The sequence below is a fragment of the Pseudomonas sp. B12(2026) genome (genome assembly GCF_057767015.1).
In genome coordinates this window covers 1,837,123-1,855,384 of sequence record NZ_CM173430.1, presented here as the reverse complement: position 1 = coordinate 1,855,384, position 18,262 = coordinate 1,837,123, and the positions used below count along the sequence as shown (strand labels likewise).

Annotated in this window: 22 protein-coding genes; 1 reads left to right on the top strand and 21 read right to left on the bottom strand. The window is 58.5% G+C overall.

From position 1 onward, the window contains the following. The first annotated feature begins 35 nt into the window (after positions 1 to 35). Positions 36 to 1,061, top strand: a complete 1,026-nt coding sequence (locus AC3B6A_RS08770) for an acyltransferase family protein (protein WP_488402050.1) — start codon at positions 36 to 38, stop codon at positions 1,059 to 1,061. 34 nt (positions 1,062 to 1,095) lie between these two features. On the opposite strand, the gene AC3B6A_RS08765 is transcribed toward AC3B6A_RS08770, so the two are convergent. The 21 genes from AC3B6A_RS08765 to AC3B6A_RS08665 all read right to left on the bottom strand — a co-directional run bounded on the left by AC3B6A_RS08765 (position 1,096) and on the right by AC3B6A_RS08665 (position 18,255). Next, positions 1,096 to 3,363: a right-handed parallel beta-helix repeat-containing protein gene (locus AC3B6A_RS08765; protein ID WP_488402048.1), complete on the bottom strand. Its 2,268-nt coding sequence runs from the start codon at positions 3,361 to 3,363 to the stop codon at positions 1,096 to 1,098. Positions 3,364 to 3,426: 63 nt separating this feature from the next. Next, positions 3,427 to 6,165, bottom strand: a complete 2,739-nt coding sequence (locus AC3B6A_RS08760; RefSeq protein WP_488402047.1) for a host specificity factor TipJ family phage tail protein — start codon at positions 6,163 to 6,165, stop codon at positions 3,427 to 3,429. Then, entirely contained in the window at positions 6,156 to 6,797 is a 642-nt protein-coding gene (locus AC3B6A_RS08755; protein WP_488402045.1) for a GIY-YIG nuclease family protein, read from the bottom strand. The genes AC3B6A_RS08760 and AC3B6A_RS08755 overlap by 10 nt, the downstream gene beginning before the upstream one ends. After that, positions 6,778 to 7,176 carry a hypothetical protein gene (locus AC3B6A_RS08750; RefSeq protein ID WP_488402043.1) on the bottom strand — a complete coding sequence of 133 codons (399 nt, stop codon included), beginning with the start codon at positions 7,174 to 7,176 and terminating at the stop codon, positions 6,778 to 6,780. The genes AC3B6A_RS08755 and AC3B6A_RS08750 overlap by 20 nt, the downstream gene beginning before the upstream one ends. Positions 7,177 to 7,179: 3 nt before the next feature. Continuing rightward, on the bottom strand, positions 7,180 to 7,668 hold the full coding sequence (locus AC3B6A_RS08745; protein ID WP_488402042.1) for a DUF1833 family protein: 489 nt from the start codon (positions 7,666 to 7,668) through the stop codon (positions 7,180 to 7,182). Beyond that, complete coding sequence (locus AC3B6A_RS08740) at positions 7,665 to 8,117, bottom strand: hypothetical protein (RefSeq protein ID WP_488402040.1); 453 nt, start codon at positions 8,115 to 8,117, stop codon at positions 7,665 to 7,667. Before AC3B6A_RS08740 ends, AC3B6A_RS08745 begins: the two co-directional genes overlap by 4 nt. Continuing rightward, the gene (locus AC3B6A_RS08735) at positions 8,114 to 10,642 is read right to left on the bottom strand and encodes a phage tail tape measure protein (protein WP_488402039.1); all 2,529 of its coding nucleotides are present in this window, start codon (positions 10,640 to 10,642) and stop codon (positions 8,114 to 8,116) included. Before AC3B6A_RS08735 ends, AC3B6A_RS08740 begins: the two co-directional genes overlap by 4 nt. Before the next feature lie 11 nt (positions 10,643 to 10,653). Then, positions 10,654 to 10,911, bottom strand: coding sequence for a phage tail assembly protein T (locus AC3B6A_RS08730; RefSeq protein WP_488402037.1), 258 nt, complete (start codon positions 10,909 to 10,911; stop codon positions 10,654 to 10,656). Positions 10,912 to 10,934: 23 nt separating this feature from the next. Further along, on the bottom strand, positions 10,935 to 11,294 hold the full coding sequence (locus tag AC3B6A_RS08725) for a phage tail assembly chaperone family protein, TAC (RefSeq protein ID WP_169890292.1): 360 nt from the start codon (positions 11,292 to 11,294) through the stop codon (positions 10,935 to 10,937). A gap of 3 nt (positions 11,295 to 11,297) precedes the next feature. Beyond that, a complete protein-coding gene (locus AC3B6A_RS08720; RefSeq protein WP_416775295.1) occupies positions 11,298 to 11,795 on the bottom strand; it encodes a phage tail tube protein in 498 nt (165 codons plus the stop codon). 74 nt (positions 11,796 to 11,869) lie between these two features. Further along, the gene (locus AC3B6A_RS08715) at positions 11,870 to 12,232 is read right to left on the bottom strand and encodes a DUF3168 domain-containing protein (protein WP_488402035.1); all 363 of its coding nucleotides are present in this window, start codon (positions 12,230 to 12,232) and stop codon (positions 11,870 to 11,872) included. Beyond that, complete coding sequence (locus AC3B6A_RS08710) at positions 12,232 to 12,723, bottom strand: HK97-gp10 family putative phage morphogenesis protein (protein ID WP_488402033.1); 492 nt, start codon at positions 12,721 to 12,723, stop codon at positions 12,232 to 12,234. The genes AC3B6A_RS08715 and AC3B6A_RS08710 overlap by 1 nt, the downstream gene beginning before the upstream one ends. Further along, the gene (locus AC3B6A_RS08705; RefSeq protein WP_488402032.1) at positions 12,723 to 13,367 is read right to left on the bottom strand and encodes a methyltransferase domain-containing protein; all 645 of its coding nucleotides are present in this window, start codon (positions 13,365 to 13,367) and stop codon (positions 12,723 to 12,725) included. The genes AC3B6A_RS08710 and AC3B6A_RS08705 overlap by 1 nt, the downstream gene beginning before the upstream one ends. Beyond that, positions 13,318 to 14,145, bottom strand: a complete 828-nt coding sequence (locus AC3B6A_RS08700) for a hypothetical protein (RefSeq protein ID WP_488402031.1) — start codon at positions 14,143 to 14,145, stop codon at positions 13,318 to 13,320. Before AC3B6A_RS08700 ends, AC3B6A_RS08705 begins: the two co-directional genes overlap by 50 nt. Next, positions 14,139 to 14,696, bottom strand: coding sequence for a hypothetical protein (locus AC3B6A_RS08695; RefSeq protein ID WP_488402029.1), 558 nt, complete (start codon positions 14,694 to 14,696; stop codon positions 14,139 to 14,141). The genes AC3B6A_RS08700 and AC3B6A_RS08695 overlap by 7 nt, the downstream gene beginning before the upstream one ends. Continuing rightward, positions 14,696 to 15,031: a phage head closure protein gene (locus AC3B6A_RS08690; protein WP_488402028.1), complete on the bottom strand. Its 336-nt coding sequence runs from the start codon at positions 15,029 to 15,031 to the stop codon at positions 14,696 to 14,698. Before AC3B6A_RS08690 ends, AC3B6A_RS08695 begins: the two co-directional genes overlap by 1 nt. 7 nt (positions 15,032 to 15,038) lie before the next feature. Then, positions 15,039 to 15,413, bottom strand: coding sequence for a head-tail connector protein (locus tag AC3B6A_RS08685; protein ID WP_488402027.1), 375 nt, complete (start codon positions 15,411 to 15,413; stop codon positions 15,039 to 15,041). Beyond that, entirely contained in the window at positions 15,413 to 16,423 is a 1,011-nt protein-coding gene (locus AC3B6A_RS08680) for a hypothetical protein (RefSeq protein WP_488402026.1), read from the bottom strand. Before AC3B6A_RS08680 ends, AC3B6A_RS08685 begins: the two co-directional genes overlap by 1 nt. Continuing rightward, positions 16,407 to 17,780 carry a phage portal protein gene (locus AC3B6A_RS08675; protein WP_488402025.1) on the bottom strand — a complete coding sequence of 458 codons (1,374 nt, stop codon included), beginning with the start codon at positions 17,778 to 17,780 and terminating at the stop codon, positions 16,407 to 16,409. The genes AC3B6A_RS08680 and AC3B6A_RS08675 overlap by 17 nt, the downstream gene beginning before the upstream one ends. Continuing rightward, complete coding sequence (locus AC3B6A_RS08670; protein ID WP_488402024.1) at positions 17,773 to 17,997, bottom strand: hypothetical protein; 225 nt, start codon at positions 17,995 to 17,997, stop codon at positions 17,773 to 17,775. Before AC3B6A_RS08670 ends, AC3B6A_RS08675 begins: the two co-directional genes overlap by 8 nt. 3 nt (positions 17,998 to 18,000) lie before the next feature. Then, on the bottom strand, positions 18,001 to 18,255 hold the full coding sequence (locus tag AC3B6A_RS08665; RefSeq protein WP_169890317.1) for a hypothetical protein: 255 nt from the start codon (positions 18,253 to 18,255) through the stop codon (positions 18,001 to 18,003). Between the last annotated feature and the right edge of the window lie 7 nt (positions 18,256 to 18,262).

Genomic DNA, 18,262 nt, shown 5'->3' with positions numbered 1-18,262 from the left:
GATATCATTCGCGGCTTGCTTATGACGGGGGCGGTATGAGTAACAAGATTCTCGGCCTGGATGGCCTGCGCGGCATTTCAGTGATACTTGTGATAATGTCTCACGCAGTTATATGGCCTAGGGTTGGCGTAACAAATAGCGGATTTCTTTCTGTTTTTAGCCCAAACGTTGGGGTGAATGTATTCTTTGCCCTTTCCGGCTTTCTAATAACACTACTTCTAATAAGCGAAAAGAAGAAAACCGGGGGAATAAGCATTTACAACTTCTTCATGAGAAGGCTAATACGCATATTCCCACTATACTTTCTTGCAATAACCATTCTTCTTGCAGTATCAGCATTGGGAATGGCACAAATCAAAGGCTGTTCATTCGCGCACGCGTACACTTACACATTAAATTTCGCGTCAAAGAGCTGCAACCACCAAACCATGTCACACTTTTGGTCATTAGCTGTGGAAGAGCACTTCTACCTAATTTGGCCGATAGTCTTTGCAATCGGCGCAAGATTTGCTCTAGCTTCTGCGGTAGCATTCGCTGCGACATGCGTTTACTTTGGAGTTTCTCTATTTTCAGGCCTTGATGAGTACAATATTTCTCGTTGGACTTTTCCTGCAGCCGCGCCAATCGCTTTTGGATGCATAGGGGCATTCATAGCAAACAAAGAATTTGTTATTAAAATTGTATCGGACAAGGGTACGTCTGGCATCGTTCTTATTCTCGCGCTGGCGGGGCTTTCATCGCCAGCCTTCGTAAGCTCTAATTTGCCTTGGCTGATCTCTATTACACTGTTAATCCTGTATATTTACCATAATCAGGACTCAGCTCTAGTAAAGACACTTGAATTCAAGCCGCTTGCAACAATAGGCCTTATAAGCTACGGACTTTATGTTTGGCAGGGTGTTTTCACCGGAAACGGTCCGTACAGGATGAACAGCCAATTCCCGCCAGAGCTAGACCTCGGGCTTTGGATTGCAATCATTGCCGCACCAATTAGCTATTTATTTTTCGAGAAGCCAATTCTTAGATTGAAGTCACGATTTTCCGGAAAAAGGACTGATTAAGTGAAAATATGCGCCAGCAATGGCGCATTCATTATCACTGAATAATCCTATACGTGTATGTCGCAGAAACGGCGGCAGAACCGTCACTTGTTGCAATGTTGAACGAACCTGCACTTACCCCAGAAACATACAGCCGCTTAGACCCTGCCTGCTGATCTACCGCTGCTTTGCCTATCGGCGTCAGCTCAATCAGCGCTCCAGTCCGGATCGAGGCGGCTTGCGGGGACACCGCACTGTCTACCACCAGGGCGTTTGCTGCGGTCATGGTGAAGGTTCCGTTGGTGCCCAGGCTGTTCTGGCCGTTGTTAAAGGCGCGTTCGCCAGTCGGTACGGCACAGAGAGCAGTGGCCGCAGAGAGTAGGCCGATGCCGTTATTGTCGTGCGCCAAAATGTTGCTGTTGCCATCAGCCGTCGATGCGAAAAGGATCTGACTGGTCAGCTTGACGCCACGAGCATCCTCCACCGCGTTGTTGTAAATCTCGCCATTGATGCAGGTGAAGAAGCGCATGGCGGTCGCTGCTGTTGCGCCGTTGGCGTTCCTGATGATCTCGTCGTGGATCTTGAAGGCCTGCACGCCACGCATGGCGATAGCATAGCCGGCGCACTCGCGGTGCGTGTTGCCGTAGATGTTCACGTTGCGGAGCAGTCCTGCCGCGCCGGTGATATAGCGAACGCGGATGTTTGCCTCGTCGCCGTTGACACCAGGGACAGGGCCGCCCGACAAGGTGTTGCCAGAGATGACCAGATTGCGAATGCCGGTGGTCATGACGATGTCGATCGGGCTCTGGGAGCCGATAACGGCCACGTTGTTGTTGGCGATAATGATGTCGTACTCCACCGAATCAACGACCGCGCCGGATTTTGTACGCAGCGAGATGCCCGAAAGGGTAATACCCTCGGACACATCGTTGCCGATGATGCGGCAGCCGTTCAGTGTCGACACGGCGATGCCGCTCGCGCAGTTCTTGACGGTGTTCCCCTGAATAAGAGTGTCATCCGCAAAGCTCTGGATGCCCGCTGCGGCCCCGGCATCGTCGATGTCGTTGAAGGCGATCTTGCAACCGAACCCGTTATTGTAGATCAGGTGCTCCAGGACCGACTTGCCGGTGTTGTTCGCAAACACGCTTTCCCGGGAGGTGGAGAAGATGCCGCTGTAGCAGGCGCCGTTACCGGCCGAGCGGCCGAAGTGGTTGCGGGTCAGCTTGTGGCGGAACCGCGCCACGTTTGAAATGCCGCTGTAGATCCCGAACTGGATAGTTCCCGCACCGTGTGCCGTCGGTCCTCCGATGAAGGTATTGCGGTCTGCCCAGTTGTCGTCCCCACGCAGGTTCAGACCTACGGTGGGTTGATCATAGTAGGTCAGATCGCGCGATCCCGAGAAGTTGCCATCCAGGCGAACCAGAGACGGGAACCACTGGATCAGGGGATCGGACTGGCTGTTGGTGTCGAGGAATTCGCCGGATACGTTACGCACAGTGCCTTGACCGCAGAACATTTGATGGTTGCCAGTGAATCGGAAGATATCGTCCAGGGCAGACGTGCCGCGCACCTCGCCATCGATGCGCACGGCAATACGATCGGTCGAGCAGGTCAGCGCAAACAGGGTGTTATTTGCCACCGCATTGGCGCGGCGGTCGACAATGGTGACGCCGCCCGAACTGGTGGCGTTGACGTGACGGTATACGTGCGGTGCCGGGTAATGCAGGGTCTGTCCCGGCAGCAGCGAGGCCAGGGCCGCTTGGCTCGCTGGACGCCAGTCCCACGTGGAGATATCCCCGCCCGGTGCGTAGCCGGTGGCCAGCGTGGCGAATTCCCAGATGTTCACCGCCGAGGCGTCCAGCCCCTGGCTCACCGTCGTGATCGCGGCGTTGATTGGCAGTCGGTCCCAGCCGACGCGTGCGGCACCGGTCGGCGCGGCCAGGTCTTGGCGCAACACTGCATCGCCAACGCTGACGAACTTCGGTTGGTCCACCACCCAGTTGTCCACCGTGGTGTAGGGCAACGCTAGGTCGGCAGCGGACCGCCAGTATTCCCCGTTCTTTGTGAACACTTGATTCGGGGCGGAAATTAGCAACGGACCGTCGGCGTCGTAATCGCCGATTAACTCGTAGCCGGAGTTAGCTATAAAATTAGAGAACGCGGTTTGGATGCCGGACCAGCTGCGGCGATTCACCCCGAGTCGGTCGGGATAGAACTCCAGCGGCCCGTTGGAAAAGAGATCGAAGTTTGCGGCGTTATCGAAGACGTCGCGCGGATCGCTGGAGCCGTTGGGCTCAACGGGGTTCCCAGTGTTGTAGCGCATGCATTTCTCCGGGCATGAAAAAGCCCGCTCTAGGCGGGCTCAGGTAGTTGACGAAGTCGAGAATCAGGGCGCGGTGGCGTCGTCGTACTGGTAGACGCGGGCGTCGTAGTTCACTGCGGCGACAGAGGCACCGACGTTGCTGCTGGGCTCGATCGAGGTGATCAGCACCGGGTAGGACCACCGCGTGACAGTGCCAAACAGCAGGTGCGGCGGCTCTATCTCCCAGGACAGGTCTGGAATGAAGTCGGGGGCCGTGATCGTGAGGGCGTAGTCATCGACCCGCGTCGCCGGATACGGCCCGGACAGCGTACCGTCCGGGCGGCGTAGCGCGACCAGATGCGGATCCGCAGACGACCAGTCCAGCGGCTCGCTGGATTCCAACCGCACCAGGCCGCCACCAATCGCCTCGAAGCCCAGCAGCAGCGCGCTCTGGCCGTAGCCGGGCACGTCATCTGCTACCGCGCAGTAGCCGAGATAGTCGCTGTTCAGGGCATCCAACTCGGTCGACCAGATGTTGTCCCAGCGCCGGTACAGCTGGACCATCCGCCGGCGCATGCCAATTCGCCAGGCCCGCGTCCGGTCTGTGACGCCGGGAACGCTGATCTTCTCGACCTTGCGCCCGACATCGCCCGGAAGCCGGCACTGCACCGTCGCCTTCTCCCAGGTCTGCCCGTCCGTGTATTCCACATCGACGCCGTCATAGTCGTCCGGCCCTGGCGCGGTGAAGCTGCGCACCAGGCCCTCGGTCATGTTCTGCGGGGTGTACATGTGATCGAAGGAGGTCCGCGGCTCATCTCGGACGGGCGAAATCTTGCCGCGCTTGATCGTCAGTTCCGCAAAGCCGGCGTCCAGTGCGTCCTCGAGGTTGCTCTTCACGGTTCCGGCATCGGTGATCGCGATGTCGTAGGTGTCGCCCCGCGACTTCCAGATGGCGTCCAGTCGGTCGAGCTCCACCAGGTCCAGGTCGGCGTCGGTGTAGCCGATGGACTTCGCCACGTAGGCCACCCAAGGCACGATGTCGCGCGTTGGCTGCGGAGACGTCCAGGCCCCTCCGCTCCGCGTCGGCAGGATACGAGTTGGAACCAGCGAAATTTTGTTGTCGGTCATCGAGGAGATACGATCCGAGGATCGCACCTTCACCGCGATGATGGTCACCCCCTCGTAACTGGTCTTCGCCGGCAGGTTCGCCCGCAACCCATACCACTGGGCTTTGTCGCGGTACTCGGATGTGGAGTTGCCGCCCTGGTTGACGAACACCTTGCGCATCCGCACTTCCGGCCGCATGGCATACGGGAGCGCGATTCGATCCGTGAATCCCTGCTGGTCGAGTGTGTTGCCGGCGTGGCTGAAGTGGACAACGTTCCAGGCGCCGCCGACGGCCATGTCCCGCCACTCAACGTCGTAGAAGACGCTGATCTGGTAGAACTGCCCTTCCCGGCCGACACCGCACAGGCCTTCCGGCATGAACACGTCGAACTCGATCAGCGAGGTTTTCTCGCGCTCCGGGCAGGCCGGGAACGGGCCACGGTAGCCGCCGACGGATCCACTCATGTCCAGGCTGATGACTGCAGACGAGGTCGTCATGCTGTTGAAGCCTGGCCATCCGAGGTCAGTGGATCCGCTGGAGGTAAGGCGCTGAACAGTGATGCTCTGCTTGTCGGCTGCGATCGTGACGATCCGGTACAGCAGGCCTTTCGGACCGATGGTGGCGAGTCCACTCCCCAGCGCAAGCTGATCAGCAGGAGCGCCCCAGTCATAGTCGAGGGTCATTCCGGCGGTGGCGTCGAAGCTGTCCACCGTGTAGTAGCCACCGTTCACGCCAACCACTTCGATCTCATCACCGACTGATGCGTTCAGCATCGACAAGGGGCCGGTGATCACATCGCGCGGCGTTCCGTTGGTCACGGTGTAGCTATACGGCGCAACGACGCGGATCACCTGACCCACAGCCCAATCATCGGGGAACTTGCCCTGGCCTGTCGGGATGGAGATGGTGAATCCGCTGAACTGGTAGGCAGCGGCGGTCGGCGACGGCGTGACGTCGGTCGATAGCGTCAACTCCAGGCCAGCGGTACCGGTGGACGTGGCGCCAACCTCGGCCGCCGTGTGCCACCACTGGGCGGCAGTCTCCGCCGACAGGTCAGCGCCCGGTTCGTAGATGGTGTAACTGGCGTCGGCGCCCAGGGCGAGCATCGCGGTGTCGCCGATAAGCACCGAACTGGCGGGAATCTGGTACTCCCCTTTCCCCACGCACAGCAGGAGTTCCATCCACTGCTCGCGCGGACCCGAGAAGTACTTGCGCGGCGGCAGTAGGTAGTCGGGGTATCGCTTTGGACGACCGGCAAGCTCTGGAATGACGTCGCCCAAGGCGACTTTGTTCGCGTTCGCCGATGAGTCGTTCAACTGGTTTCCGCTGCCCGGCGCCGAGGGCATGCCGGGCATCTTGGGCATTAGCGCGCGGAAGACTGCCTGGGCACCTTTGAACAGCGCAGCGGTGATGGTGAACGGATCGGTACCACGCGGCTCGATGTAAATGCGCGCCACGTCCTGCGGCTGCAGCAGTGTATCGCCCCACTCTTCCGCTGGCACGACCTGCTCCTGCGCACTTATCTGCTGCTCAGTCAGATCGGACCGGCTCGCAAACTCAGCGCGGATCAGGCCGACGGTGATCGGGTGCAGGTCTCGATCGCTGAAACTCGGAACGTTGGCCACCAGCCACTCGCGAATGGTCAGCGACTGGATGATCGGATGCCGCTCCAGCGGCTCACCCTTGAGCTTCGACGGATAGATCTCTATAGCCATCTGTATGTCTTCCGATTCGCGACATTCGATATTGCTTCTGGAGAAACACCAAATATTTTCGATAGATCAAGTAATTTCGATCCAGACGCCCTCAACCTACGAATCTCTAAAACTTGATCCTCTGTAAGCTTTCCAACGGACAGCGCGGTTTTTCTTCTTTCCGTGTCACCACGCACTCTTGTCTTGTGCGTATTTGATATGGCTGCGAGGCCTTCTGGCGTGTGTTTCCATTCTTGCTTCGGAGCCTTGGTTATACGTTCAATTACATCTGCACTTCTGTCTTTCCATGCCTGCCTCATCTTCTCCTTGGTTTCCTCGCTATGTCTGTACCCAGATGGAGCGCCGGCAACCTTATGCAGGTTGTATTCAGGGGACAAGTTATCAAGACATAGCTGCTCATAAAAAAGAAGTTCCGCCCTCTCACAGATTATTAATTTATTGAACGAAAACGACTCCTCTCCATATTTTTCAAATGCATTCTGAAGATATTTATTTCTATGACAACCACGACGCAACGAGTGCAGATGAACTGACTTTCTAATTGAAAAATTGGAAGCACTACCTATATATCTTTTCCCGTTGACGGAATTAACAATTTCGTAAATACACGTCTTATATGATCTCTTTGTCACGGTAATAGATCACTCGCAGGTAGCGCGCCTCGAAGTCGGCCAGGCGCTGAATGGTTGGGGTGCCGCGCGGGTTGATGTCCAGAACAGCCAGGCGACCGTCCTTCTCGACCACCAAGCCGACATGCACGCAGAGCTCGCCGCGCATCGCCGCGGCAATGACGCCGGGCGCCGGCTCACACTCGACCAGAGCGCGCTCCACCTCGGCGCGGTAGGCGCGCTGCATGTCCACCGGCGTGAGCCGCGTGACCGCGCCGAAGTTGCTCAGCCGCGGCAGGCCGTAGAGCTCGACGCGAGCCAGGATCACCAGTCCCCAGCAATCCAGGCACGGCAACTCGCGGCCGCCTTCGACATAGGTGGCCGTCAGGTATCGATCGAACATGGGTCAGCTGATGTACTTGAGACCGGGCGCGAAGGTCGTCGTGTACACGTCACGCGGCCAGCCGGTGTTGATCAGGTCGTAGTAGCCGGCGGTTACCTCAACCGTGGTACCGGAGCATCGACCGCTCTTCACCACCATGCGATAAGGTGGCTCCGCCGGCGCGCTGCGGTCGGTGTCGAGGAAGATGCGCAGTGTTAGGAACACCTGGGCGCCGGCTTCCAGCGCAGCATCAATGCGCTGCTGGGCTTCGCCGGTGACATTGTCGATGGCGAAGCCAACTGTCTGCGCGCCGGAGTTGTCGCGCTTCGGGATTGCGACGTCGATGCCGGCTGCCTGAAAGGCGAGCGTCCGCGCATCTTCCGTTGTGAACGCCTGGTCTTCGAAGCCCTGGCACAGCAACAGCGAATCGGCCCAGGCGTCGCAGGACAGTTCCAGCGTGGCGATGGCGACCTCCGGGCCGCCAGAGGCGTAAACGCGTTCAAGGACGGTCATGCTTCAGGCCACTCCCTGTTCAATGCCATGTCGATGATGCTCATGCCGAACCAGAGGTCGGGGAAAAAAGCCCAGCCAGGTTGAATAAGCGGCCGCTCACGCAGTTCAAGCGAGGCAGTGAATCGCCACATGCTCACCCCAACGAGCGTCGGCCCCGAATACATATCGGCGAAGCGAACGGTGTAGTCCTGCATCCCGACCGGGGATTTCAGTGGGCACTCGAACCACTGCGATCCGTCGACCAGGACCTCCTTGAACCAAGCTTCGAAGAACTGGGCTTGCATGTCGTCCATCAACCAGTTGACCGCGGCAATCGTTGGCGTGCTGGTGTAGCGCCGACGCTGCCGCGCCCTACCGGTTTGCAGGGCTGACCTGAGGAGAGGACTTACTGGCGAGAGGTCATAGCCATCGCGCTGGGGGCAGGGAAGGTCGTCTGGGTACTTGATCACGTCCCTCTCCTCTTCATCCCATATGCTTGCGAAATTGCCTTGGACGTTTTCCCATCGCCCATGATGTCCGCGACGATCACATCGATAACTTCCTGGCCATTGTTGGAGCGCCTCTCAACAGTTCCGGCCTTGTCAGGGCTTTCGATGATGTTGATCACCGGCGAAGAGCCGCCCATCTCGTTCATCCCCGACTGCACCTTGTTCAGCGTGTTGTCCAATTTGGCGCTGGTTTCAGCGGTGGTCACCCGCTCGCCCTTCTGCAGAAACCAGGTGCCGTCCTGCGGGATGGAGTCAATTCCGTCGTGCGCCATACCGGAGAGTGCCAATGCCCCGATGGAGGCCGCCATGGGCTCGGCCACCGCGAGCGCCGCGGTCATTGCGCCTGGCGCCGCGATAGGACCAACAATGGGAATGGCCGCCGTCGATGCGAACGCCGCCAAGCCAGCCTGCAGCGCAGTCGCCTGCGCGTTCGCTGAGAGCGCGGTGGCGGCACTGGCCTGGGTAGCCTTCCCGGTCAGCAACTGCACAGCCTGGAGCACAAGCCATTGCGCCGCCATGTCGGCCAGCGCCCTGACCATGGTCTCGCCGATCGTCTTGGCGATGCCATCGATGACATCACTCACGCCTTCGGCCTGGGTGGCAATGTCGTACAGGCCGTCGCTCACCTCCGAGGTCGAGCTTTCGAGGATGCTCGTAACCGCGTCGGCGGCCTGCTGGTTGTAGTTGGTGGCGCTGTCGACGTAGTTCTGGAAGGCATCGTTGACGCCGTCGATCCAGTTCGACTGCGCCTCATCCACCCGGGCGTAGTAGTCCTCCTGCAGTTTCAGGCGCTCATCCAATGCCCCCTGGAGAATCGCCGTTTCCTGGTCGTACAACTCCTTGCTGATGTCGCCGGAGTTCCGCTGGGAGGTCAGCTCAGCGAGCTTCTCATTGAAGCTCTGCCGGATCTGGAGCATCTCCTGCAGCCGCGCGCGATATTTATCGCCAGCGCCGGCACCGGCCAGTTCGATGTCGAAGCCGGCGGCGGCCGTGCTGTTCTCCTGGCCCAGTGAGGCGCGATAGGCGGCCGCCTTGGCGGCATCTTCGTTCGCCAGCTTCAGCTTCTGCAGACGATCCAGCTCAGCGGCCAGGCCGTTGAGGCGCTCCTGCTGCTGAGCATTGATGCCCTTGAGCTTTCCAGACTCGATCTCGAACTGGAGTTTGGCGACCTCGGTCGCGTTCTTTCGCTTGTCGACCTCGGTGTTGATCAGGGAGATCTGCCGCTCGTAACCGGTCTCGGCCTCATCGAAACGCTTCTGCAGCGCCTTCGCGGCCTGCTCTGCAGCCTTCTGCGCAGCCTTCTCTTCGTTGGTTAATGCGGTGAATGTCCCGGCCTTACCGCCATTCTTCCTCAGCTTCTCAAGAAGATCCGCAAGCTCCTTGATCTTCCCATTCGTTCCACCGCTACCTGCCTTGTCAATCTGATCGATGAATCCAGCATACTTCTCAGCGGTCGCATCAAGGTCTTCGCCAACAGTCGCAGCGGCGTTCTGGACGTTTTGCTGGAATTTGTCGAATGCTCCACCGGAAGTAATGTTGCTCCAGTCGATATCCTGAAGACCTTCCACGCCTGCTGCGGCAACAGCAAATGCCCCGGCAATTGACTTGCCTACAAGGTCAAACGCACCGACTGCCCCTACCGCAGCCTTTGCCATGAACTTCAGGGTATCGACCACCAAGTCGCCAATGACGACCGCGGCCTGACCTTCGTTGTTGACTCCTAGCAATCCGACAGCCATGTCGCTAAGTGCCGGAAGCAGCTGCGCTGCGATCTGGTTCTTCAGCCCGGCAACGCTCTGCTCAATCAACCAGGTCGCTGCCTGCAGTTCATTCGCAGCACGAATGGTCTTCTCATCAAGGATGGCGCCGGACGCTTCGGCGGCATCCCCAAGAGTCTTGAATCCTTCAGCATTGTTCAGAAGCAGTGGGGTTAGAGCTGTAGCGTCGCTGGCAATTGCCTCCATGTAGAATGTCATGTCAGCCTGGCTGACGTTGGCCTTCTGCAGACTCTGCACGTACAGGCCGAGCGCCTGAGGCCCAGATAGATTGCGGAAGTCGTCAGCGGTGACACCGACCTTCGGAGCGATGTTGGTAAAGAAGTCAGCGAGCGCGCCGCCACCAGTGTTGAGGAAGTCACCGACCTTGTCGTTAGCATCCTTGAAGATGTCGGCGAGCTTTTCCTGCTCTATACCAACCAGTTTCGCACCGGCAGCGTACTTCTGAAATTCAGTCGTGCTGCTCCCGGCGACCTGGGAAAGGTTGGAAATCTCCTTGGCCGAATTGATGGTGCTGACTGTAATCGCAGTCAGTGCAGTCGCGCCTGTCGCCACAGCTCCGCCAATCGCAACACCAACAGCCTTGGCGTTCTTCTCGACTTCTTTCCGCCACTTCTGCGAACTTCGCTCAGCCGCGTCCATGCCAGTAACGAAGCCACCCACCTTGGCAATCAGATCGAGCGTAAGCGTGCCGAGGCTACTAGATGCCATGTTGACTCCAGTTATTTCCAGGCATCCATAGCCTGCTCAAGAGAGATCGCGGGTTCTTTTTCGTGCTGCATGAAGTCGTAGATCTTGAAGCCGCCGCCCTTCTTGTGGCTGTTGGCATAGAGGGTTGCGAGAAGTGCAGAGCCTCGCTCTACTCGCATGCCAACGTTTAGGCTTCCACGCTTAGCTCGATATCGAGTCCAGCTCAGGAACTCTCGATAGCTGAGGCGCTGCTGCGCCTCAGCTATGGTCCTGCCGCCAACCCCGCACAAGACCAACTCATGCCAGAGTTCGTCTAGCTCGCTGAGCTCGGCGTCTTTCCCATGTTGTTTACCTCGGCGATGGCGCCGAGCAGAGCAACAGTGAGATTTCCGTCAAGCTGGCCGCGGTCAGGATCGGCCTCGCCGGTAATGTCGCCAGCAGTGAATACCGGCTTCCCATCGGCAGTGACAATGCTAGCCGCGATACGTCCGGCGATGCCGTCTACCTTCCCGTTGATTGCCATCAGGTCGGATACAGCAGAGCTATAGGAAAGCGGACGAACATAGACAGTGGCAGTCAGCTCCTTGTCGCCCTGCTTCCAGGTGATTTCCCGCTCCACAGGGGCGCCACTGAAGGCGCCCAGTTCTTTCAGAGAATCGATGCTTAACAGCATGGGTTACACCTTCGGAATCCAGGCGGAACCGCCCGAACGCTGGATGGTTGCCGACGTGGTAACCACGGTGTTAGCGGCGAAGTCGAAGGGGAAGTCCGACATGTAGCCTTCGAACACGAACCAGGTGCGAGTGGTGGGCAGAACGAAGTCATATTCACCATTGCTGTCCGGGCCACTGATGGTTGGTGCGGCAGTGCCATCAGCCCAGCCAACAGCCCACTTGAGGGTCGGCGAAGGGTCAGTTTCACTGAGCTCATGTAGGCGCAGGTGGGATTCGTTTTCCGGATCAGCGTTCAGGCCGAGAGTCGCCTGCCCGGGAGTACGCAGACCCGGCTTGTAGCTGCGCGTGGTAGCGGAAAGACAGGTGTCTTCGATCTGGTCGGCGGGGTTGCCGCCCGGGCTGAAGGTGGTGGCACACTCGACTTCACGGACGCCAGGCCCGCTGCTGTCGAAATTCGGATCGATGAAATAGACCTGAGTTCCTTGGGTAAGGACCGACATGGTGTTTCTCCTGTACGGGTTTCTTGAGGCACAAAAAAACCCGCACTTGGCGGGTTGCTTACTAAGGGCTGCAGCTAGCGCTGAACCCACCAGTCCACGTCAAAACTGACGCGGTAGTTCTTTGTCTCCTGATCGCGATCCTCGCCATTCCAGCGAGTGATGTACGCGACAGGCTCTATTGCATTGCGAAGAGCTCTGGCGACGTTCCTGGCAGCAGTAGCGCTCGTGGCGTACACGTCTATCTGCAAGGAAAATTGGTCAATATCAGGACGCTGCTTCAGATAGTTCTCTGGCGATCCGCCCAGCGTTTGCCATACGGCATATGGAAGCGCCACACCCTGAGGAGCTTCGCCAAACGGATAAAGGCGCACTGGCGTTCCGAGAGCAGCCTGAACTTCGGAGTTAGCTGCGCAAACCTCATAGATAGGCGGGAACATCAATTCACCTTTTTCTTCTTGGCGCGCTTGATAGCACGGTCTATGGCCTTCTCGTATTCCGAAACGAAGGTGTTCGTCACTTCGCTGATGTGATCTGCAAGAGCGGAGCGCATGAATGGTTGCGCACGCATCTTCTCGGTTCCGAATTCAAGAAGTCGCCAATGCGGGGTCGGCGCGTTCTGTGTCGTTTCAACTCGCTCGCCACGCTTCGGAAGTATGGCACCGTGGAGCACGCCAATACGGAAACCGAGATCTCCAGTTCTCTTGAAGAGCCTTCCATTCCAGCGCAATGCTATGTTGTCCGCGATGCTCCGGCCGGTACCAGGATCGTCCACCTTCTGCGCGCCAGCCTTTGCATTCGCCACAATCAGCGCCGCAGCCTTTCGTAGCGATGAGCGACCGCCTTTGCGCTTCAGGTCATAGCTAATCTCTTCGAGCTTCCCGAGAAGGCTGTCCAGACCTTCGATCTTGAACTCGACAGCCTCAGCCATTAGATGACCCTCTCACCATTTCGCAGAATCCACCGCCCATAACGTCGGAACGCGAACGAGCTGATGCCTTCACGGCCAAGCTCTGACTCGGCATGGTTGATCTCGCGAAGCTCGAAGCCCTGGCGATCCATCCAAGAAACGAATCCTTCCAACGTCCAGTACCAGATATGCTCGCCTGGCTTGAAGTGCTTGGACTTCAGGCAGTCGGCTTGATCCTTGTAGATCGGCATCGAGACGAACGCCCAGTCGCCAACGCTACGTAGCACCAATTCAGGATCAGGGATGTGCTCAAGGCTGTCCCAGAAGGACATGGCGTCCCAGCCGAAATATGGGTTCTTGTAGCAGCCGTTGGCTTCAAGCCACTGCAGCGCCTCGGGATTCACGTCGAAGCCGAATCCACCCGACTCCTCTACGAATCGGCCACCACCTATGCCGATGTCGAGCACCTGGCCTGTGAAGTGCCGGCGCACCATCTCAACGCGAGCTCGCGTCAGGGCCTCACCCATCGGAGTGGCGTCGAGCTCCTGATACTTGGCAAAGTACGCGCCTTCATAGTCCATGGGCTTCCGGCCATGCCAGCCCATGCCGAGCTCTTCAGACCAGAGCAGGCAGTCGGTCAGCCCATTCGGCAAACTTGCGGTCATAGTCGCTGATTCTCTTGTCGCAGTTGTGTTCTTTCAGGGTGCAGTGGCAGAACCTGTCAGGGACCGCAAAGGTGATGCGGGACAGGTCCATGCATGGATCGGTGATGTGCTCTGGCGAGTTGAATCCACCCTGACCGCCGCAGATGATCCAGGCCGGCACCTTGGCGGCGATGCTGGCCGGAACGATCCAGCCGATACCGCCGATCACGGCGGCTGCGTGCTGCAGCAGAGCGAGTAACTGTTCAACCTTCAGCTCGCCGCGGTGGAAGCTGATATCAGCCACTGGCAGTGGGTCCAGAGCCCATTCAACATCTGGAACGAGGTCGGCAACCGACACGACCTTCCAGCCTCTACGCTGAATCTCTGCTGCTGCGCTAGCGATGTACTCAGGAAAAGGGTTACGCGCATCAGCGCGCCACTCGGAGCGCACCGTTGCAGGTCTCACCAGAACATAACGACCATCAACAGGCGACTGCCCGAAGTCCGGTAGGTCGAATTCTTTCGGCTCGCACCGATATGCCTTGCGAAGTCCCTTGATTATCGGCTCTCGTCCATAGGCAATGCGCAACTCTCGGGAAGGCGGCGCCTTGTGCCACTTGTGCGGACGGTCGATGTTCTTGGCCTGGGTGCGAAGCTTCGTAGAAGGCCTTACGCATTTGACGTTGAGATCGCTGTAGAACTCAGGCCATGGCGTTTCGAGAAACGCGCCTGGATAGTTCTTCACAAAGGCTCTGGCGAAGATGTTGTCGCCAAGCCCCATCATTCCCTTGATCAGCAAAGCGCCTCCTCAAGGATCAAGCGCGGGAAACATCCGAGCGCGCTATAGCGACTGCAGTTGATCACCTCAACCCCGCGAGCCTTCGCTTCCGCCGCAACCTGCGCGAACTGTTTGTGCCAGCCGGCGACCTTCTGAGCATCAGGATTCTTTGTCCGGTGGTGTGCGCCATGCCAATGCATGCCGGCGGCAATGGAGCAGTCATAGCCCAGCAGGAGGACCCGAGAGGATCCCTGCTGCATCGCAAACTGGATGGCACGCATGCCGCTGTTGTAGGGGCCGCCAACCTGATGGTGATTCACCCCAAAGCGCTGCTTGGCCTGGCGAGTGCAGCTCCAGCGTTCAGCCTGGATATCGATCTCATCGCCGTACTCGGCCCACCAGCATGCATCGCCGGCATAGATCACGTCGCAGAAGCGGGCCAGCTTCCAACTGGAGTTAACAGCGATGGTTGGCAGGTCTGCGCGTTCAACGACGGCGCAGTCTTCAGCAGTCAAAGAAGGTCCGCTGGCGATGCACACGACTGTGCAGCCAGTCCAGCGCTTGGATTCCATTAGCCTTCGTTGACGCCTTCAGAGCATGGTGCGGTGAGGTACTCATTGCCGCGCACCGGATCAGGCAGCCAACCGGCTGGGTTGTAGATCTTTCCGTTGTGCAATACTCGCATGTTCGGGAGCAGGCCTGCACGATAACGGATCGTGATCCGCGCACTGATGTCGGATTGCACAGCCTGAGCAGAGATGAACTCGCGCACGCTCAGCGGCTCGATGGCGGCCGGAACTGCAGGCCACACAGTAGACCAGGCCGGCACTACCTCGCCGGTCTGCGGGTCCTGAACATCCTGCCTCGCCTGGATATCCACCCGGTGGCGCAGACGGCCTGCCTCCATGCCCATCTCATGCCACCGCTGGGTCGCGGAGTGGATACAGTAGAGCAGTCACCGGCGCTGGCAGATAGCCCTGGGCAAAGGCGCTGTCCGGGTTCTCATCGCGATTCTTGTAGAAGTAACCAATGAGCAGCAGCGTGGCTTGTTGCACAGGCATGGCTACTACCTTGTCATTGCTGCTGTCGCGCACGTACTCAGGATCACCGTTGCTGTCCAGGATCGGATCATCGTTGCTGTCGCGCTCGACTTCGTATGCAGACGAAAACTTCAGGTAGTTCTTCACAGCGCCGGATGCTGCAGAGATGTAAGCGCTGATGAGGGTGTCGTCATCATCATGGTCCATCCCGAGATGGGCCTTGGCGCGATCCAGGGTTACGTATTCCATCAGACCTTCACCCCTTTGCTCGGATCATGCTTCGACGCATTATCGCGCAGATCCTTCCCATCCCGGCCTTTCTTCACGGCGAGACGCCAATCAGCCGAGCCACCTGGAACTCCTTCTGGTGCATCCTTCTGCGCGATCCAGTAGCAGCCACCGTAAGTGGTACCGTCACCCTGTTCGTAGGACTTATCGGCGCTGTAGACACCGCGGTCGATAACCGAAGCGATCTTCACCGACTTCTCAATTACTACTTTGCCGGCCTGCATCTTCACGGTGACGGTGCGACCGTCCTCGCCTAGATCAATATCGAACGACTCCAGAGGCAGAGCATCACGCCCATCCTTCGGTGCCGGAATTCGATCAAGAGCCTTGCTGGTGTCCTCGCGAACCTGGCGCTCCCAGTGAAGCGTAAGGTCAGAGAATCGGCGCTCGAAGAATGCGGCAACCTCTTCCACGCTGGCAGCCTTCGGAAGTTCGATGGACTTCACCAAATCTTCCAGATGAGAGCGCAGGGCATCCATATCCGCATCCTTGCCGGTGGCGGCCGGCGGCAAGGCTTTGACCGCGTCGCCCACCATCTCGGCAAGCATGGGGCGAATATCTTCGGCGGTGACGGATTCGCCATCTTTCGCCCGTGGCAATTCGGAAGCAGCCTTGGACACCTCTTCGCGGATCATCGGTGCCACATCATCTATGGTGACGCTCTGGCCGTCTTTCGGCGACGGAATGGCCTTCACGAGCTCTTCCAGGTGCGACTTCAGCGCATCCATATCGGCAGATGCGCCGTCCTCGCCATTCTTAGGGGCCGGGACCAGGGCTGCGGCCTTCTCAGCGATCAGCTCGATTGATGGCTGTGCCTCAATGGCCTTCTTCAGTTCCTCGATGAGCGAGTCACGCTCAGCGATCTGTGCTTCAAATTCCTCCCGAAGATCGCTCGCGGCCTTGGACAACAGCCGGCCGAAGACTGGCGCCAGCGCCTTAGCCTGGGCCTCCAGTTCACGCATGTTCAGCACTGGTCAGCTCCTTTTCGAGTAGCAGCGCCAGCATGCGCGCTTGGTCTTCGATTTCTTGGTCGTCTGGCTCTGGATCGGCCGCCGGTTCCGGCGCAGGCGTATTACTGGGCAACACGTTGTTGCGCACCTGGTCCAGTGGGAAGTCCTGCTGCTGCATGTAAACGGTATCGCCGCCTGCCAGCGGAGGAAGGTTGAATTCAAGGCGGGCATCGTTGATTGCTTCGATGCTGCTTTCCACAAGCTTCCCGTGGTACTCCGCCTTCTTGCCAGCGTCCATCCGCATCAGAACCGATTCGTCCATGTCGACCTTGTAAGGATCGGCGCGCAGGCCTTCGGTCAGCAAACACTCCATCGCCTGGATGTCCGCCTGAAGAGCGTCGTCGTAGTAGAGTTGGTTGATCGCGTCGACGCCCAGGCCAGAAGGAATAGTGCCGAGTCCAACCTTGAAGGGCGGAATACCGAATGGTTGGCAGATCTGCTCGTCTGAGTACCGAAGCTGCTCGACCATCTGCGAGTCGACCGATTTCGACGCCAATGAAACGAACTGCAGGCCATCACCAACGACAGCCACCTTCCCCGCATTGGCGCCGGTGAAGTTGTCGTTCCAGTAGGCTTTCAGACGCTCAGCGGTTCCGTCTCCAATCGCGCCAGGAGCCGAGAGAATCCCGGAAGGCTGGGCGTTGTTCGCGAAGAACTCCGACGACGAACGCAAGATCCGCATGTTCTTCAGCGCCGGCCAGTAAGCCGCGGCAATCGGGGGAAGGCCAATCAGCGGGTGGAACGGGCAGATGCAACGGTCGTGGATGATTTCCGAGGCCGGGACGATCAGGTCAGTCTCACCGTCCGGCAGAAGATTCAGGTTGTCCACGTAGAGCTGGTAAAAGACCTCGCCAGAATCCGAGATCAACGGCATCACGCGGCACGGGTCTAGGATGTAGAGAGCCACCACCACGCCGCGCATGTCGCGCTCCTTAAGCGCATAGGTGTTTCCCTGAGTCTTTTTCGAGAGCGACCAGTATTCGCGGAACTGCTGCGGGGTCTGGTAGTGGTTCGGCTTCTTCAGAACCGGCGAGTAGGCCGGATTCTCGACAGCCTGCCAGATGCCCTGCGCGTTCTTCTGCTTCAGGCTGAAAGGCAGCTTTCCGATGTCCGTGGCGATACGAGACACGCAAGCATAGAGCGTTGGGTACTGCAGCAGCGAATCCAGGCGCTCTTCCTTGTTCCGCTGCCAAGCACCAGTGAAAGGCTCGCGTACCAGAGGCCACCAGCCACGGGAGACAGGGACGCTCTGAAGCGTCTTCTCCCCAGTCAAGGCGGCAGCCTTAGCAGCCGAGAAGATACTCAGGCTGTTACCCATTGATCACCGCCTTCTTCAGTAGGTAACTCGCGAATAGCAGGGAAATCCCCGCGGCAATGAGAGCCGCGCCAGGGCCAAGGATTAGGTTCACGCCGGCGACAATCGAAGCGGCTCCCAGAAAGAACAGGGAGACGATCCACAGAGCTGCGCTGACGAGGAAGGTCACAAGCCATGAGGCAATCGCCTTTGAGACGTGCAGCGCCTTCTTCATCCGCATTACTTACTCCTGGGCTTGCGCCTTCGGCTTGCGACCGCGCTTCTTCCGCTCAGACGGCGCATCGCCCGTAGCCTCGGAGGAAGGCTCAATAACCACTAAAGGCGTAATAGGGTCAGCCGCAGTCATCACCTTTGTGCTGTACTGCTGCGATTCAGCCTCTGGCCACCGCGCACGCTTAGCCTTCACCAGAATCTTGGCGTAACGCTCAGGCATGGTCTTGACCACGCCGGACTTGATGTCGATGACTTTGACGTTCATGTGAACT